The sequence below is a fragment of the Sulfitobacter litoralis genome (genome assembly GCF_900103185.1).
Taxonomy (GTDB): Bacteria; Pseudomonadota; Alphaproteobacteria; order Rhodobacterales; family Rhodobacteraceae; genus Sulfitobacter; species Sulfitobacter litoralis.
Map to the genome: position 1 here is coordinate 1 of NZ_FNJD01000004.1, position 16934 is coordinate 16934.

13 protein-coding genes and 1 tRNA gene are annotated in these 16934 nt (G+C 57.3%); 5 read left to right on the forward strand and 9 right to left on the reverse strand.

Annotation, left to right across the window (positions count from 1 at the left end; translation table 11 throughout):
* From BLQ98_RS04510 to BLQ98_RS04530, 5 genes are all read right to left on the reverse strand, one after another.
* A partial coding sequence (locus BLQ98_RS04510) for a transposase (protein ID WP_208596019.1) occupies positions 1–287 on the reverse strand: 287 nt, incomplete at its 3' end.
* A gap of 67 nt (positions 288–354) precedes the next feature.
* Positions 355–1542 carry a vWA domain-containing protein gene (locus BLQ98_RS04515; protein ID WP_093732156.1) on the reverse strand — a complete coding sequence of 396 codons (1188 nt, stop codon included), beginning with the start codon at positions 1540–1542 and terminating at the stop codon, positions 355–357.
* Between the two features lie 3 nt (positions 1543–1545).
* Positions 1546–1719, reverse strand: a complete 174-nt coding sequence (locus BLQ98_RS04520) for an apolipoprotein acyltransferase (protein ID WP_093732157.1) — start codon at positions 1717–1719, stop codon at positions 1546–1548.
* A gap of 18 nt (positions 1720–1737) precedes the next feature.
* Positions 1738–3102 carry a DUF2927 domain-containing protein gene (locus BLQ98_RS04525; protein ID WP_093732158.1) on the reverse strand — a complete coding sequence of 455 codons (1365 nt, stop codon included), beginning with the start codon at positions 3100–3102 and terminating at the stop codon, positions 1738–1740.
* Between the two features lie 337 nt (positions 3103–3439).
* The gene (locus BLQ98_RS04530; protein WP_093732360.1) at positions 3440–4279 is read right to left on the reverse strand and encodes an AAA family ATPase; all 840 of its coding nucleotides are present in this window, start codon (positions 4277–4279) and stop codon (positions 3440–3442) included.
* A 152-nt stretch (positions 4280–4431) separates the two neighbouring features.
* On the opposite strand from BLQ98_RS04530, the gene dksA reads away from it, so the two are divergent.
* Positions 4432–4866 carry an RNA polymerase-binding protein DksA gene (gene dksA, locus BLQ98_RS04535; RefSeq protein WP_093732159.1) on the forward strand — a complete coding sequence of 145 codons (435 nt, stop codon included), beginning with the start codon at positions 4432–4434 and terminating at the stop codon, positions 4864–4866.
* 113 nt (positions 4867–4979) lie between these two features.
* Positions 4980–6149 (forward strand): FAD-dependent monooxygenase, encoded by a 1170-nt coding sequence (locus BLQ98_RS04540; RefSeq protein WP_093732160.1) that lies wholly within the window; start codon positions 4980–4982, stop codon positions 6147–6149.
* 14 nt (positions 6150–6163) lie between these two features.
* Here the strand turns inward: BLQ98_RS04540 and BLQ98_RS04545 are convergent, their stop codons facing one another.
* Entirely contained in the window at positions 6164–7213 is a 1050-nt protein-coding gene (locus BLQ98_RS04545; RefSeq protein ID WP_093732161.1) for an ornithine cyclodeaminase, read from the reverse strand.
* 22 nt (positions 7214–7235) lie between these two features.
* Entirely contained in the window at positions 7236–8156 is a 921-nt protein-coding gene (gene rocF / locus BLQ98_RS04550) for an arginase (RefSeq protein ID WP_093732162.1), read from the reverse strand.
* Between the two features lie 111 nt (positions 8157–8267).
* Between rocF and BLQ98_RS04555 the strand changes: the two genes are divergently transcribed.
* A complete protein-coding gene (locus BLQ98_RS04555) occupies positions 8268–8705 on the forward strand; it encodes an Lrp/AsnC family transcriptional regulator (RefSeq protein ID WP_093732163.1) in 438 nt (145 codons plus the stop codon).
* A 21-nt stretch (positions 8706–8726) separates the two neighbouring features.
* On the opposite strand, the gene BLQ98_RS04560 is transcribed toward BLQ98_RS04555, so the two are convergent.
* Together BLQ98_RS04560 and BLQ98_RS04565 are read right to left on the reverse strand one after the other, a co-directional pair.
* The gene (locus BLQ98_RS04560) at positions 8727–9194 is read right to left on the reverse strand and encodes a disulfide bond formation protein B (RefSeq protein WP_093732164.1); all 468 of its coding nucleotides are present in this window, start codon (positions 9192–9194) and stop codon (positions 8727–8729) included.
* On the reverse strand, positions 9194–9772 hold the full coding sequence (locus BLQ98_RS04565) for a YqaA family protein (RefSeq protein WP_093732165.1): 579 nt from the start codon (positions 9770–9772) through the stop codon (positions 9194–9196). Before BLQ98_RS04565 ends, BLQ98_RS04560 begins: the two co-directional genes overlap by 1 nt.
* A gap of 124 nt (positions 9773–9896) precedes the next feature.
* Here BLQ98_RS04565 and BLQ98_RS04570 point away from each other — a divergent pair.
* Both BLQ98_RS04570 and BLQ98_RS18570 read left to right on the forward strand, forming a co-directional pair.
* Positions 9897–9980, forward strand: a tRNA-Leu gene (locus tag BLQ98_RS04570).
* Positions 9981–11353: 1373 nt separating this feature from the next.
* Positions 11354–16834, forward strand: a complete 5481-nt coding sequence (locus tag BLQ98_RS18570) for a Hint domain-containing protein (protein ID WP_279614902.1) — start codon at positions 11354–11356, stop codon at positions 16832–16834.
* Positions 16835–16934: the final 100 nt, after the last annotated feature.

Sequence of the window (16934 nt, forward strand, 5' to 3'; positions counted from 1 at the left end):
ACCAGTTCAGGTTCGAAGCTACCGTCCCGGTCCCGTGGCACAGCGATAGGCAGTTCGCCGTCTTGCCCCTTCAATCTCTTGGCGGATGACCCGTTGCGACGGTTGGTCTGATCAGGCGGGGCATCCTTGCCGTCTTCATAGCCCAAATGTGACGTCAACTCAGCACCGAGCATTCGCTCCATCAGCTTGATCTTGAGCTCTTTCATTAGACCGGCATCGCCAAGCAGATCTTCAGGCCGCTCGCAGCCCTTCAGTAGTTCGTCCAGCAGTTCCTCGGATATGGTCATCGTCCTTGCTCCTCTCAGGAAGCATGGACCAGATCGCAATTACACAGAAGATCGGACACTCTCCTGATTACCGGGTCAGCGTCTTCATCCCGCGGCTCAGCCCTTCGAGGGTCATGGGCACCATGGCATCCTGTCCAAAGATTTCCTGCACCATTTTGATCGATTGCGTGTAGGGCCAGTATTTCTCGGGGATCGGGTTAATCCAAAGGTTGCTGGTCCACTGTTCGCGCGCGCGTGACAGCCAGACTGATCCGGCTTCGGCATTCCAATGTTCGTTGGCCCCGCCGGGATAGGCGATCTCGTAGGGGGACATGGATGCGTCGCCGACGAAAATACATTTATAATCAGAACCGTAGGTGCGCAGAACTTCCATTGTGTCCAGCTGTTCGGTCCAGCGGCGACGGTTGTCGCGCCAGACGCCTTCGTAGAGACAGTTGTGGAAATAGAAGTGTTCGAGGTGTTTGAATTCGGACTTGGCGGCGCTGAACAGTTCTTCGACGGTTTTGATATGCGGGTCCATAGAGCCGCCAATATCCAAAAACAGCAAGACCTTGACCGCATTGCGCCGCTCGGGGCGGGTTTTCACATCGAGATAGCCGTGTTCTGCCGTGGCGCGGATCGTGCCGCCCAGATCGAATTCGTCATTCGCTCCGTCACGGGCCCACCGGCGCAGACGTTTTAGCGCGACCTTGATGTTGCGGGTGCCCAGTTCAACGGAATCGTCAAGGTTCTTGAATTCGCGTTTATCCCAGACCTTGACCGCGCGTTGATGGCGCGATTCATTCTGGCCGATGCGTACGCCTTCTGGGTTGTAGCCATATGCGCCGAAAGGCGAGGTGCCCGCCGTTCCAACCCATTTGTTGCCGCCCTGATGCCGTTCTTTTTGTTCCTCAAGCCGCTTGCGCAGCGTCTCCATAAGTTTGTCAAAACCACCCGCGGCTTCGATCTCGGCTTTTTCTTCCGCGGTCAGATGCTTTTCAGCCATCTTTTCCAGCCATTCATGCGGGATATCCACCGCCTCCATCACCTCGTCGAGGCTGATGTTTTCAAGACCAGAGAAGGCTGCCGAAAAGGCGCGGTCGAACTTGTCGATGTTGCGTTCGTCTTTGACCATGCTGGTGCGCGCAAGATAGTAGAACGCGTCTACGTCATAGGTCGCAAGCCCGGCCGACATACCATCGAGAAACGCCAGAAACTCGCGCATGGACACAGGCACCTTATGCTGGCGCAGTTGCTCAAAGAACGGCAGAAACATATATTACGCTCCGGTTAGGACTCGGTCCAGAACGACTGTAAGGATCATGCCCACGATGATAAAGGCCATCGCAAAGCCCACCGCGTATTGAGCAATATCCTTGCGGTTTCCGTTGCGTTTACGGGCGGTCAGCCCCCCGATAACAGCGCCGATCACGGCGAGAAGTATGACGATCATTTTAACCCGTTTCGCTAATTATTTGAGCGGGTTAAGCGACGCGATCTCGCGCATTTTGGCCCGCACAGCCCAGTCAGAGCCAAATCCGTACCGTGCCCAGCCCAGACTGTCCAGCCTGACGGCCTGCGCCTCGGCCGCGCGGTTTTCCAGTTCAAGCGCTTCGGCACGCAACAACAGCAAGGTGCTGAGCAAGGCGGCATTTTCGCGCAAGCGTGCGGTGTTGATATGGGGCGCGATCAGACGCAGCGCTTCGTCACCCTGACCCTTGGACACAGCATAAGCCCCCAGTTGCGTCGCGACATAGGCGCGGTGCAGGTCCGTTCCGGGGGTGCGCGCGTAGAAAAGGTCGGACATCTTGTACTGTTCATGCGCGGCTTCGGCGTCACCAGATTGCAAGGCGCGGCCCATTGCGTAATGGGCGAAGGCGCGGCGGTGATCCTGCCAGCCGAGGCTTTGCGCGATCTTAATGGCGCTATAGGCAGCGTCCTGACGTTGACCACTGGACCGGCCGGGTCCAAGAGCGCCTTGAACGGCGGCGTTCCATTCGCGTGGGGTGCGGGTCACAAACCGTGCTTGGGTCGAGGTGCCGCCGGGATTGATCCGTGCAAAAATGCCGGGCAGGGCGTTGGCCACTTGACCCCGTGTCATGCCGGACCGCAGCGCAGGATCGTAATAAGCGCGCAGAATTGTCATATCAAAGCCGGTTAACACGGTATGCACGTTGTCATCGTTGAAGACTGAATCCGGCAAGCGGTAAAGATCATTCAGCGGCCCGAGGGCTTGGGCCAGCTCTTCGTGCAGGCAGTCGCGGACCTCTTGCGGGCTGGCGTCATTGGGGATGAATATCGACACGCGGCTGCGGGTTTTCAGCAAGGACCAGTTGGTCTGCGCGGTGCGGCGGACTTTCTTGTATTCATCAAGGCTGCTGACATTCGGGGCCACAAAACAGGCGGCTTGCGGCAGCACCTTGCTGATGGTGCGACGGCTGACGGCTTCGACCGTGATATTGGCTGCCGGGTTGGTTGTCGGGCTGATGTCGATGCGGGCCTCTTGCCGCAAACGGTTCATCAGCGCGGTCAAGTCAGGGCCGAGGGTCGGCGGCGGCGCACCGATGACGCGCACGCTGACGGGGCCTTCGAAACGGGTGAAAACGGGCAGCTCTTTACCGCTTTCCATACGGAACGACAGCTCGATGAAATCAAGTGATAAATCGTTGTTGGACCGCGGCGCGGGCAGCGATTGATGCACAGTGAACCGTTTCATCGCGGGCAAAGAGGACGTCGAGGCGGGCTCCATCGCGGCGCGGGTGACCACACCGGGGTGCGAGGCCGGAACACAGGCACTGACCGCTAGCACGAGGGGCAACAGGAGGATCTTTTTCATGGACGCGCCCCCGCTGCGACAGACGTAAAGACCGTTCGGGCGACTTTAACGATATCCAACGCGGTGCGCACGAACAGTGCGAAAATCATATGCATCATAAACCTGACTGCCCTTTTGAGCTGATTACAGGTGTTTTTTCGCCCGCTATCCCGACCATTCTAGGGAGCAAGCATGTCAATTTAGAGAAAAATGTTAACAAATAAGGCAGGCTTGTGACCATCGTTGCCGGAACGTCACAAGTAAAGCTATTAAAGCTATTTCGCTGGTCGCCATGAAATAACGGGGCAGCGGACAATATCAGGCGCGTCAGGGCGCGGCGTGCCGCGCCCTTTTCGGGTCACTTTTGCGCGCGGGCCATAAAGGCAAGGCGTTCAAACAGATGCACATCCTGCTCGTTCTTCAACAACGCGCCGTGCAGCTTGGGCAGGGCAGATTTGCCGTCTTTTTTCAGATCGGACGCCTCCAGATCTTCGGCCAATAGAAGTTTCAGCCAATCAAGAACTTCGGACGTCGACGGCTTTTTCTTCAGGCCTTGCTGGTCGCGGATGTCGTAGAATTGGGTCAATGCGGTGGTCAACAAGGCGTCCTTGATGCCAGGGTGGTGAACCTCGACGATCTTGCGCAGAGTGTCCATCTCGGGGAACTGGATATAGTGGAAGAAGCAGCGGCGCAGAAAGGCGTCGGGCAGCTCTTTTTCATTGTTTGAGGTGATGATCACGATGGGGCGGTTCACCGCCTTGATCGTTTCGCCGGTCTCATAGACGAAAAACTCCATCTTATCGAGCTCTTGCAAGAGGTCGTTGGGGAATTCAATGTCCGCCTTGTCGATCTCGTCGATCAGCAACACGTTTTTGCCCTCCGCTTCGAAGGCCTGCCACAGCTTGCCCTTACGGATGTAGTTCTTTACATCGTGCACGCGCTCTTCGCCAAGCTGGCTGTCGCGTAGCCGGCTGACGGCGTCATATTCGTACAGGCCCTGTTGTGCTCGGGTCGTGGACTTGATGTTCCATTCAATCATCGGCAAGCCCAGCGCATTCGAAACCTGACGCGCAAGTTCCGTTTTACCTGTACCCGGTTCGCCCTTTACAAGCAGAGGGCGTTCCAGCGTCACGGCCGCATTTACCGCAATCGTGAGGTCATCTGTGGCAACGTAATCTTGAGTACCTTGGAATTTCATCTTGTTTTCAACCTTCTTCAACGCGCTATTCTTGGTCCTTAAACCAACAAACATAAGCATTGTGTAGTGACAATCCGCTAACGCTGCGTTAGATGCACGCCACGGGAGTGATGTCGGGAGACGCGCCTTCATGACAGGGATTAAAGACCGCGATGGGGAATGATATGAAGCAGGAAGTTTTTTTGGCGGATGGCTATACACCCGCTGAAGACGAACCGTTCATGAATGATCGGCAAGTTGAATACTTCAGACGCAAGCTACTGAATTGGAAATCCGAACTGCTGGCAGGAAGCCGCGATACCATCGAAGGCTTGCAGGACGGCACGCGGAATATCCCAGATGTAAACGATCGGGCCTCCGAAGAGACAGACCGTGCGCTTGAACTGCGCACACGGGACCGCGCACGCAAGCTGGTGAGCAAGATCGACGGGGCGCTGCGCCGCATTGACGAAGGTGAATTCGGGTATTGCTCTGTCACGGGTGAACCTATCTCGCTGAAGCGTCTCGACGCGCGTCCAATCGCAACAATGAGCCTCGAGGCGCAAGAGCGTCACGAACGCCGCGAGAAAGTCCACCGCGACGATTGATCGCCTGAAGACGGTGTCGCGCATGATGGCATTCGTATGAGAATAATAATGAAAGCGCCGCGGTGAGAGCCCGGCGCTTTTGTGTATGAAGCTGACAAGACAGGCTTGGTAACATGGGTATCAGCAACGCAATTGTAATAGGTGGTGGGATCGGCGGGCTGGCCGCAGCGGCGGCATTGTCACGTCGGGGCATGGCCGTCACTCTACTTGAACAGGCCCCCGCGATTACCGAGGTTGGCGCAGGCTTGCAGATCAGTCCAAACGGCATCGCGGTACTGCGCGCCATGGGGCTCGAATCCAAGCTGACCGAACGCGCCGCCGTGCGGGGGCAGGCGGTCGTGTTGCAGGACTATAAGACAGGCACGCGTGTCGCACGGCTTGACCTGATGCGCGGGCAGGGTGCGTACCCATATATGTTTGTGCATCGTGCGGATCTGGTGGACATCCTTCTGGGGGCTGCCAAACGAGGCAATGTGTCGATTGAGCTGGGCGTCGAGGTGGCAGAGGTGACGCCCGGTGCCACGCCGCAACTGCGCCTCACAGACGGATCGCACCGACGGGCCGAGCTGATCGTGGATGCCAGCGGCATTCATAGCCGCGCGCGCGCGGTTTTGAATGGCGCAGATCAGGCAGAGTTCACCGGACAGGTGGCATGGCGGGCTGTCGTACCCAATACCTTTGACCATCCGAACGAGGCGCATGTAACCATGGGACCGGGGCGGCATCTGGTAAGCTACCCCTTACGTGGTGGACGACTGGTGAATCTGGTCGCGGTGGAAGAGCGGGACGGATGGGCTGCCGAAGGATGGAGCTGCTTTGACGATCCGGCCAATCTAAAGCAGGCGTTCGCAGGCTTTGGCGGTCGTGCGAAGGCAATGATCAACGCGGTCGAGACATGCACGCTTTGGGGGCTGCATCTACATCCCGTGGCACAGACTTGGCATCAGGGCGGGGTCGCGTTGCTTGGCGATGCTGCGCATCCGACGCTGCCGTTCCTCGCCCAAGGGGCCAATATGGCGCTAGAAGATGCATGGGTGCTGGCCGACAGCGTTCTGAACCACTCTGCAGAACAAGCGCTAACCCGTTATCAAAGCCTGCGCCAACCGCGTGTTACCCGTGTCGTCAAAGCGGCGGCAGGCAATGCCACGCGCTATCACCTGCGCCCCGGTGCGGTACGGACAGCCGCCCATCTGGGGTTGAAGGTGGCCAGCACCCTTGCCCCCGGGGCGATGGTCGGCGCGTTCAACTGGCTATATCACCATGATGTGACCGCGCCGAGATAGCCCCGTTTTGCCAGTTACTTGGCGCGTTGAAGCATTCCGAAAAGGTCACGCGGATCTTCGGGGTCGGCCAGCAGGTCAAGGGGATCAAATAGATCGGTCGCCTTGATCTGGTCGCGCACATACCGCAGCGCCGAGAAATCCTCGATCGCGAAGCCGACGCTGTCGAACAGGGTGATCTGCTTGTCATCCGTGCGCCCCTGCGCCTGACCGGTCAGAACCTGCCAGATTTCCGTAACGGGATGGTCCGATTCTAGCTGCTGGATTTCGCCCTCGATACGGGTCTGTTCGGGGTATTCTACAAAGATCCCTGCACGGTGCAGGATCGCGGGGGCAAGCTCGGTCTTGCCCGGACAGTCACCGCCGATGGCGTTGATGTGGATGCCGCTGCCAATCATGTTATCGGTGAGGATGGTGGCATATTGCTTGTCCGCCGTGCAGGTGGTGACAATCTGTGCGCCCAGCATGGCCTCTTCGGCGGTGCCGCAGGGCACGATCTTGATGCCCAGACCTTGAAGGTTGGCGGCGCATTTGGCGGTGGCATCTTTGTCTATGTCGTAAAGCCGCACCTCGTCGATACCGACGATGGCCTTCATGGCGAGGGTCTGGAATTCGGACTGCGCCCCGTTGCCGATCATTGCCATCACATGCGCGCCCTTGGGGGCCAGCAGCCGCGCCACCACCGCCGACGTCGCCGCCGTGCGCAGCGCGGTCAGCATCGTCATCTCGGACAGCAGCACCGGATAGCCGTTGGCCACATTCGCCAGCAGACCAAAGGCGGTCACGGTCTGCAAGCCGTCGGCGGTATTCGAGGGGTGACCGTTGACGTATTTGAACCCGTACACTTCACCATCCGAGGTCGGCATCAGTTCGATCACACCTTGTTCCGAGTGGCTAGCAACGCGGGGCGTTTTGTCAAAAAGCTCCCATCGCTTGAAGTCAGCCTCAATATAGTCGCCGAGGCCAATCAGCATGGGCTCTAACCCGACGTGATGGATCAGCTTCATCATGTTGTCGACGGATACAAAGGGCACCAGCGCTTTGTCGGAGGGGGTCAGCTTGGTCATGGCAGGGAGCCTTTCAGTCAAATCAATATGCACGGGTGGGGCGGTCGAAAACCCAGCGGCCAAAGGCAGAGGCAGCCAGATCAACCATCAGCTGCGCGGTGCGGCCCCGTTCATCAAGAAACGGGTTCAGTTCGACCAGATCAAGCGAGGTCATGAGCCCACTGTCGTGCAGCATCTCCATGACAAGATGACCTTCGCGTACCGTCGCACCGCCAGGGACAGTTGTGCCAACAGCAGGTGCAACGGACGGATCAAGGAAATCCACGTCAAGCGAGACATGCAGCATCCCTTTCGCGGCCGCGACCTTTTCAAGGAAGGTGTTCAGTGGCGTGGCGATCCCGGTTTCATCAATCTCGCGCATGTCGACGCGCTGGATGGTGGTTTCCTGCAACGCAGCTCGTTCCGCGGCGTCGACGGACCGCAGCCCGATGATCGCGATATTATCATGCGGCAGGGCATAGGGCAGAGCAGGGAACGCGTCGAAGCCTTCGCGGCCCGTGACATAGCCCAATGGCGTGCCATGCAGATTGCCGCTGTCGGTGCTTTCGGGCGTGTGGAAATCGCTATGGGCATCCAGCCAAAGCACAAACAGCGGACGGTCCTGCGCCTGCGCATGGCGCATCGCGCCCAGAACGGTGCCGGACGCCAGCGCATGATCGCCGCCCATGATGATGGGTGTGCCGTCTTGCAGGGCCGCTTGGGTGGCGTCAGCCAGACTATGAGTCCAAGCGATGGTCTCTTCAAGCGCGTGCAGCTTGGGGTGCTGACCGGGGGTGAACGCTGCGGGGGCCACGTTGCCGCGATCGGTGACATCATGGCCCAGATCGGTCAGGGCGCGCGCCAGTCCAGCTGTACGATATGCGTCGGGGCCCATCAAACAGCCCAAACGACGCTTGCCACTGTCCAGCGGCGCGCCAAGAAGAATGCAGTTTTGTCCAGTCATACAAGCGGTCCTTTATTCCGAGTTTCATGCAGATTATCTGGTTGGTATGATCAGCAACAATCAACTAAAGTGACCAAATCGGAGAATAATTATCCAATTTGGGCAAACACTATGGACAATACGGACGAAGCAATTTTGGCAGCCCTGCGCGATGACGCGCGAGCCTCGCTTTCTGATCTTGCCGCCGCCTTACGGTTGTCGCGCACAACGGTGCGTGCGCGACTGGCGCGCTTGCAACAAAACGGAGAAATTTTGGGGTTTACCGTCGTGACACGATCGGATGTCAGGGCCGATCCCGTGCGCGGCTTGATGATGATCGAAATCGAAGGCCGCGGGACGGAACGTATCACGCGTACGCTTGCCGGCATGGCGCCGCTGCGCGCGGTGCATTCGACCAATGGGCGGTGGGATGTGATAGTTGAAATCGGGACCAAAACGCTCGAGGAATTTGACGAGGTTCTGGCCCGTATCCGCAAACTTGATGGGGTGGTCGCCAGCGAAACCAGCTTGTTGCTGAAGACTCGCAAGGCGGGGCAGGTCGCCGTTTAGCGCGGCGACCTGCCGGATATATTAGCGAGACCTGCGCGCCGCAGAGACCCAGAACGCCAGCAGTACGGCGCATGCGACGGCGTTCCATCCTGCCATGGAAAGCCCGAACAACTGCCAGACGATAGCGTCGCACATGACCAGACCGGAAGGCGCTGTCGTGGACAGCAGGTCGCTCCCGCTCATGGTGCCCAGATCCATGCCGCCACCGGTGCAGGACGACGGACCGGGCCAGTATTTCCATTCGACCCCCGCGTGATAGACGCCGATGAGGCCAGTAATAGCCACCGAGAGGGCCCCAAGCCAGATCAATGCACGCGGCGCGCCGAATAGTACAATCACCCCGATGACAATCGCCGCGGCATGGGGCCAACGCTGCCAGAGACACATTTGGCACGGGGCGTAGCCGCCGATGTGCTGGAACCCAAAGGCCCCCAGTAACAGTGCCGCAGAGCCAAGCGTGGCGATCAAGACATAGAAGTTTCGGGTCATCACAGATACCTCAGTAGAAAGAAGCTGCCAAACAGCAGCACGACAAATACGGTAAACACCAATGGCAGGCGGCGTTCAATAAAGTCACGGATCGGTGCGCCAAATTTCCACAGCAGCCCCGCGACGATAAAGAAACGTAGCGCACGCGCGAGGATAGAGGTGACGATAAAGGTCGCCAGCGGCATGCCGGTCCAGCCAGACATGATTGTGATCACCTTGTACGGGAAGGGCGTGACCCCTGCGCCAAGCACCGCCCAAAAACCGACATCATTAAACCGCGTCGAAAATTCAGCCATCGCGTTGCCTTTGCCGAGGCTGGCGAGGATCGGCTGTCCCAACTGTTCAAACGCGAGCGCCCCGATGGCATAGCCCAACATGCCGCCCAAAACCGACGCCACAAGCGCAACCCCTGCGATCAACCACGCCCGGCTGGGGCGAGCGAGGATCATCGGGATCATCAACACATCCGGTGGAATAGGAAAAACCGAGCTTTCGAGGAACGCGACAACCGCAAGCGCCCAAAGTGCGTGTGGATGGTTCGCCAGGCCAAGAACCCAGTCATAAAGCCGTCGGATCATACTGATTTCTCCGGTAAAGGTTGTCCGTAAACTGGCAACACCAGAACAATCGAACGGGGTCAAGCAAAAGCGGTAAAATTGCTCTTGCCGCGGGGCGCGTTGCACGGTAACAGACCCCCATTGTGCCCAAGTGGCGGAATGGTAGACGCAGGGGATTCAAAATCCCCCGCCGCGAGGCGTGCCGGTTCGAGTCCGGCCTTGGGTACCACCTTGTTTCGACAGGGTTTTCCGTGAAATAGAGTTTCGACCAGTGATGTGGTTTCGTATCGGACTGCTTTCGAGTCGCGCGTTCGTTCGACTTCTGTGCCGATGGTGGGATTGTGCTGGACTGGTACAACAATCGCAGTCTTAGCAGGCTGGTTGTCATGTCGCCTGAGGTCGATCCAATGGCCCTGCAAAGATAATTTTGCGTCAAAAATGATGTAATTATTGCTTTGCAGTCGGGAAATGCGGCTGTTCGATGCCGCTGCACGATCACAGTCTCGTATTGAAAACGGGCTGTTTTAAGGTGAATTTCCCGTATCGTTTGAGCCGTTGACTACTCTTTCGCCCAGCAGATGATTCGGACGTGTCAGCAAACACTACCTACATTTTTTGAAGAAATCCTCGCTGGTACACCCTATTGGTTCCATTCTGTGCTTTTTAGAAATGGCGCATATCGGTATAGTTGAATTTGTGGGCACGCGGTGCTTTCTGTATCAGATATCGAAACAATAAATATTTACTCCGGAACGATAGTTCGGTTCTCTATTATTTTTCGATATTTTCGGCAGTTGGATGAGTATCCGTTCAGATGAATTGGAAACAATGCACTACCTTTGCGTGTGCAGCCATTCATTTCATCCTGACGAAACATGACCGAAAAGTGGCGTATCAGCACTTTCTTGCCACTTTCCTCTTTCTACATAGCTGACCGAGGCGTATTTATGGGCCTGCCCAACTGGGGGGCAAAGTTTTTAGGTTTCGGGGACGACCGCATTGAACGCGCAAGTTGTGCGGGGAAGATGTGTCGCTCGGCTCTTCGGAGATCGTTGGATACACCACTGTCGATTGCTCGGCAGAGGGCGGCCTTGTTTGGCTGTCTCTCCCTCCAGAACGGTAAAGTTCTTTGCGCGTCGTCAATGGCCGCGAAGCGTTGTTAGGGGGTTAGTGTTCGCCATTTTGCGATGGCCCGCCATATCGGTGGAAAACGGGAGAGACCGATGGGATCACATGTCTACCTAACGCGAAAGCCAGACCGGCTGGTTAAAGGCGAGGACGCAACGCTGCGTTGCGGCAGGCGCGCCGCTTTCGCCTTTTTTAAATCCCCAAACCGCCGCCGTCGGATCACGTCAAGAACACAAATGCCCCATACCCAGTTGATTACAGATTTAGACAATCGGCGCCGCGCTTTTTGTCCTGCACCGCTACGCGCCCACCCGTGGCGGTGCGGACAGGGCGGCACCGCGTCTGACATTAAATATCTCGCGCCTTTCTGGCGCACCACGAACTGATGAGCTTCGCCCGTGAACGCGCACATTACTATTTTGGGCTGACGGTACCCACCGCAGCGTGCCCGAGCAAATTTTGGAGACGACTGATATGACCATTTTTTTGAACAGGCTATGGCTTTTTGGTAAAACCAGCACCGCCGAGGCCGAAAAAACGGCGACCGAGGCTCCGAGCGAGGGGCCGAACGGGATCGTGGATGGTAACCAACAAGACAACCTGATCGACGCCAGCTATACAGACGACCCCCATGGTGACCGCGTTGATGCAAATGATGCGGTGTTTGGCTATGCCAACAACGACGACATCATCCTTGCGCGCGGCGGGAACGATACCGTTAAGGCGGGTTTAGGCGATGACACAGTCGTGGCAGGGTCGGGCGATGATTTGGTCGAAGGTGGTAGTGGCGATGACATCCTGATCGGTGACGGTGCGACCAAGGGTACCTACGGCGACAGCCGCGAGAGCTTCGAATGGTCCAAGGCGCCAGATCCTTCCGGCGACGGGTCCGAGATCGATGACGATGATTCCCTCAAGGGCGGGTTCACCCAGAACACCGGTTCCGTCAATGTAACGTTCGATCTGAAAAGCTTCTCTCCCCATAATAATGCCTCGCAGGAATTCAGCGATCGTGACCAGTTTACCGGCAACATCGATAGCGGTTCCGAAGTAATCAACGACGAGAGCTCCTTTGAATCGCTGGCAAACTGCACCGGTGAGACGAAGTTCGAGCTCCGTTTCGATCAGGCCGTCGGCAACGTATCGTTCAACGTGAATGATATCGACAACAATGGTGCCGTTAAGGTTCTGGCCTATGATGCGTCAGGGAATATGATCGATGTCGACCTGATTGCGAACAGCAGCTCCAGCGGTGTGAAACTGACTGACAGCGATGGCAAATTCGGTGTCGATACCGCAACCAGCAAAGGTGGCGACGACTACCCCTCTGATAGCAAATATTCGGTTAACGTCTCGATCGACGGCCCCGTATCGCGCATTGAATTCATTCACACAGGTGCGACCAGCGGCAATTCAGGCGTGAACGTGACCGACGTGTTCTTTGACAGCCCCGTGGCCGCGCTGCCCGATGATGACGGCACCGTTGGCAACGACACTCTGGACGGCGGCGAAGGGGATGACATCATCTTTGGCGACAGCGCTGGCCTGACCAAGGCGGAGCCTGTGTCCAAAGGGGTCGATCCTGTAACAGGTGCAGATCACACTGTTTTGACGTGGGACTTGTCGAATGTCACCGTCGCTGGCGGCTCTAGCCCGTTCCGCGATAGCGATACCGGCACCAGCGATCTGGCGGGTAAATCATTTACTATTAACGATAATTCGGCCCCGGTAGCTGTTGGCGTCAAGGACGGGGACGACTCGTTGAATGACAACGATGGTACGCAGACCCTTGTTCAAACCACCAAGCTGAACGGCAACACCGAATACGCAGGGGATAAATTCATCCCCGAATATTCCTATGTTGTGCGTCCCTTGGACGCCGTGGATTCCTCGCAGGATGTGACCGTTTACGTGATGAACTTTGACGGTACGGATGCCGTCGGGATCGTGACAGACAAACCGCTTGAGGTTGGTAAATCCTATGATTTCGTTAGCCACAGCTCTGACCTGCCGTCGATCAAATACGACCACATTGCGAACACCTACACCACGCCCGGCGATGCGACATCGCCGACAGACGGGCTGGCCGGTGGCGACGATGTGCTGACCGGCGGTGCCGGTAATGACACGATCTTTGGCGAGGGTGGCAACGACGATATCGAAGGCAACGAAGGCGACGATTACCTCGAAGGTAACGGCGGCGATGACACCATTTCCGGTGGCAGCGGCAAGGATACGATCTACGGTGACAACAACACCGATGATGGATCATCTGGCGGCACGAAAGAGCGCGAGAGCTTTGAGTGGGACAAGGCACCTGACCCCCACGATACCTCTGCTGTCGACAATAATGACAATCTGGGTGGTGGCTTTGTTCAGGACACGGGCAACGTCAATGTGACCTTCTCGGTCACGGGCAGCAATAAAACACCCGAGACGACATTCTCGACGGACCAGCAAAAGGTGCATTCGATCACTGGCGACGGTCAGGCGACCAATGCCAACAGCTCTTTGGCCTCGCTGGCGAACCAGGATGGCGAGAGCGCGACATATCGTTTGGATTTCTCCAAGGATGTGACCAACATTAGCTTCCGCATCAATGACATTGATAACGCGTCGAAAGTCGTCATCGTGGCGGTTGGTCCCGATGGGACACGCACACCGATCAAGGTCGATGCAGGCAGCGGCATCAATGCCCATAACCAAGACGGCGTTGGCGGTTACGAAACGCTAATCAGCGGCGGTGATAATGGCCCCGATACCGATCCCGACCACTCTGCCCTGGTGAACATCGAAGGCCCGGTCGATTACCTCGAGATTACCCACACGATGGTTCAGGATCTGTCGGATGGCAATCACGCGGGCATCAACATCACCGATGTCTATTTTGACGCACCCGTAGGTAGCATTGACGATGGCGCGGGCAATGACCTGTTGATGGGCGACGAGGGCGACGACTTTATCGACGGTGGCGCAGGCGACGACACGCTGTTCGGCGGCGATGACGACGATACGCTGATCGGCGGTGACGGGGATGACCAGCTGACCGGTGGCGAGGGCAAAGACAAGATCAGCGGTGGCGCAGGCAAGGATACCATATTTGGCGGCAACTATGGCGATGAGGTCGACGGCGGCGCAGGCGGCTTCGATACAGACCCGGACTTGAACACCGACGATGACACGCTTGATCTGACTGGCCTCAATTTCCGCCTGCGTGATCTGGAACCAGATAGCAACGGCAATGGTCAGAACGGTACTGTTGACCTTTACAATGCCGATGGCAGCTCTGCTGGATCGTTCAAGTTCACCGAGATCGAACACATCATCGGCGAGGAGATGGCCGGTCCGGTTGATGGTCTGGACAGCGGCGAAACCATGCTTCCGGAATATACCGACGCGCAGGGGGACCAGATCGACGGTACCGACGGTGACAACGATACGATCTTTGGCAACGGCGGCGACGACACGATCGACAGCGGTCTTGGCGACGATACCGTTGACGGCGGGTCGGGCGACGACACCTTCACGCTGACTGATGGCATTGATAACGACGTTATCATCGGCGGCGAAAGCGGCGAAACCAACGGCGACGTGATCGACAGCACGGCAGTGGATGATGATCTGACAGTCAACTTCACAGGTGACGAGGAAGGGACACTGACCAACGGCCCGGGCAATACTGAGTTCTCGGAGATCGAGAAGCTCGAACTGGGTGGCGGTGATGACACGGTCACAGGCTCTGGCGGTGACGAACATGTCTTGACCGGCGACGGGAACGACGTGGTGAGCGCCGGTAGCGGCGATGATACAATTGATGGTCAAGGCGGCGATGATACCATCGACGGTGGTGGCTATGATGACAGCCTGATCGGTGGTGAGGGCAGCGACTCCCTTGTTGGCGGATCGGGTGACGATGTGCTGATCGGCAACAATTCGGGTGTGATCGGCGTACCGGATGCTGACATCCCCCTCATTGACACGCCAAAAGATCAGGATACCAATCCCTACGATGATAGGGACACGTTGATTGGTGGACGCGGCAATGACACCATCGATGGCGGCGATGATGCCGACTATATCGACGGTGGCGCGGACGATGATTTAATCGAAGGCGGTGTCGACAATGACACGATCCTGGGCGGCGGCGGCAACGACACCATCACCGATATTCAAGGCGCGGACAGTATCCATGCTGGCGACGGCGATGATTATGTCAATGCGGGTACGGATACGTTCTCTGACTACAAGAATGACCAACCGTTCCTGATTAACCCGATTACCGGCGCGTCCTATCCGAACCCATTCTATGGTAAAGGCGATCCGAACACGGAAGATGGTCGCGACTTTGTCGATGGCGGTGACGGAAACGATACGATCCTTACTGGAGACGACGCGGACACGATCTATGGTGGCGCGGGCGAGGATTCTATTGACGCGGGCATTGACGACGACGAGGTGCACGGTGATGGGGGCGATGACTTTATCATCGGCGGTCATGGATCCGACAAGCTGTATGGTGACGCTGGCAATGATACGATCTATGGCGACTACGAGACCGGACCCAATCCCGGTTTCATCTCAGAAGAAGTAGACGCAACTGATCCGCAGCCGGATAACGGCAAGGATTACATCGAAGGCGGCGGCGGCAAAGACGTGATCTTTGGTGGCGACGACGAAGATACCATTCTTGGCGGTGCCGACGACGACTATATCGACGGCGGGATCGACAATGACAGCCTTGATGGCGGCAGAGGCAATGACACCATTCTGGGGGGGCAAGGCGACGACACCATCAACGGGGCGCAAGGCGACGATACAATCGACGGTGGCGACGGTGATGACGATATCTCGGGCGGCTTTGGCAACGACAGCATCGATGGCGGGGCTGGAAATGACACGATCGTTGGTGCGGCTGACAATGATACCCTCAACGGCGGTTCCGGCGACGATTCGCTGAACGGCGATGGCGGCAATGACCAGCTCTCGGGCGACGAGGGGAATGATTTCCTGTCCGGCGGCAGTGGCGATGACAGCCTGTTCGGCGGCGACGGTAACGACACGATCATCGGCGGCGCGGGCAACGACAGTATGCGCGGTGACGACGGTCGTGATACCTTCTCCGATGTGAATGGGGGCGACACCATTGCGGGCGGTAGCGGTGATGTCGAAACCGACTATGACGTCATTGACCTGCGTGGATCGTTGAACGGTGGGAAATATCGTCTTGAGAATATCACCGACGATACCGATGCAAATGACACAATCGATGACGGCAGCGATAACGACGGTATCGACGGCACGATTGTCTTCACGGATGCATCAGGCACCGAAACCGGCCGGTTGGACTTTACCAATATCGAAGAGATCATTCCCTGCTTTACACCGGGTACCTTGATCGCGACGCCCAAAGGCGAGCGTCGGGTCGAAGAACTGGAGGTCGGTGACCGTGTCATTACCCGCGACAATGGCATTCAGGAAATCCGCTGGGTTGGTGCGCGTGAAATGTCCGGTCATGAGCTGGCACGTAAGGTGCATCTGTTGCCGGTGCTAATCCGTCAGGGTGCTTTGGGGAACAACCTGCCCGAGCGAGACATGCTCGTCAGCCCCAACCACCGCGTTCTGGTGGCCAACGACAAAACGGCGCTTTATTTCGAAGAACGTGAAGTCCTCGTCGCGGCGAAACACCTCACTGGTCTTGAAGGCGTTGATATCGTCGAGACCTCGGGGACGACCTACATCCACATGATGTTCGACCAACACGAGGTGATCCTGTCCGACGGTACATGGACTGAAAGCTTCCAGCCGGGCGATATGAGCCTTGCAGGGGTGGGCAACGCGCAACGCAACGAGATTCTGGAGCTGTTCCCGGAACTGGCGACACGCGAAGGGGTGGACGGCTATGTCGCCGCGCGCCGCACGCTGAAAAAGCACGAAGCGAAACTTCTCACGAAGTAAGCGTCAGGCTGAATGCAGCAACATCCGTGTTCCCCACAAAAGGGGGTGCACGGCGATGAACGGGGCAGGAGACTGTCCCGTTTTGTCGTTTTTAGCTTTA

What these genes read in the sequence shown, in the direction of transcription:
- rocF (WP_093732162.1), bottom strand. Translation starts at nt 8,156, where the DNA reads ATGACTGGACAAAACTGCATTCTTCTTGGCGCGCCGCTGGACAGTGGC.
- BLQ98_RS04520 (WP_093732157.1), bottom strand. Translation starts at nt 1,719, where the DNA reads ATGATCGTCATACTTCTCGCCGTGATCGGCGCTGTTATCGGGGGGCTG.
- BLQ98_RS18570 (WP_279614902.1), top strand. Translation starts at nt 11,354, where the DNA reads ATGACCATTTTTTTGAACAGGCTATGGCTTTTTGGTAAAACCAGCACC.
- BLQ98_RS04555 (WP_093732163.1), top strand. Translation starts at nt 8,268, where the DNA reads ATGGACAATACGGACGAAGCAATTTTGGCAGCCCTGCGCGATGACGCG.
- BLQ98_RS04540 (WP_093732160.1), top strand. Translation starts at nt 4,980, where the DNA reads ATGGGTATCAGCAACGCAATTGTAATAGGTGGTGGGATCGGCGGGCTG.
- BLQ98_RS04530 (WP_093732360.1), bottom strand. Translation starts at nt 4,279, where the DNA reads ATGAAATTCCAAGGTACTCAAGATTACGTTGCCACAGATGACCTCACG.
- dksA (WP_093732159.1), top strand. Translation starts at nt 4,432, where the DNA reads ATGGGGAATGATATGAAGCAGGAAGTTTTTTTGGCGGATGGCTATACA.
- BLQ98_RS04545 (WP_093732161.1), bottom strand. Translation starts at nt 7,213, where the DNA reads ATGACCAAGCTGACCCCCTCCGACAAAGCGCTGGTGCCCTTTGTATCC.
- BLQ98_RS04560 (WP_093732164.1), bottom strand. Translation starts at nt 9,194, where the DNA reads ATGACCCGAAACTTCTATGTCTTGATCGCCACGCTTGGCTCTGCGGCA.
- BLQ98_RS04515 (WP_093732156.1), bottom strand. Translation starts at nt 1,542, where the DNA reads ATGTTTCTGCCGTTCTTTGAGCAACTGCGCCAGCATAAGGTGCCTGTG.
- BLQ98_RS04525 (WP_093732158.1), bottom strand. Translation starts at nt 3,102, where the DNA reads ATGAAAAAGATCCTCCTGTTGCCCCTCGTGCTAGCGGTCAGTGCCTGT.
- BLQ98_RS04565 (WP_093732165.1), bottom strand. Translation starts at nt 9,772, where the DNA reads ATGATCCGACGGCTTTATGACTGGGTTCTTGGCCTGGCGAACCATCCA.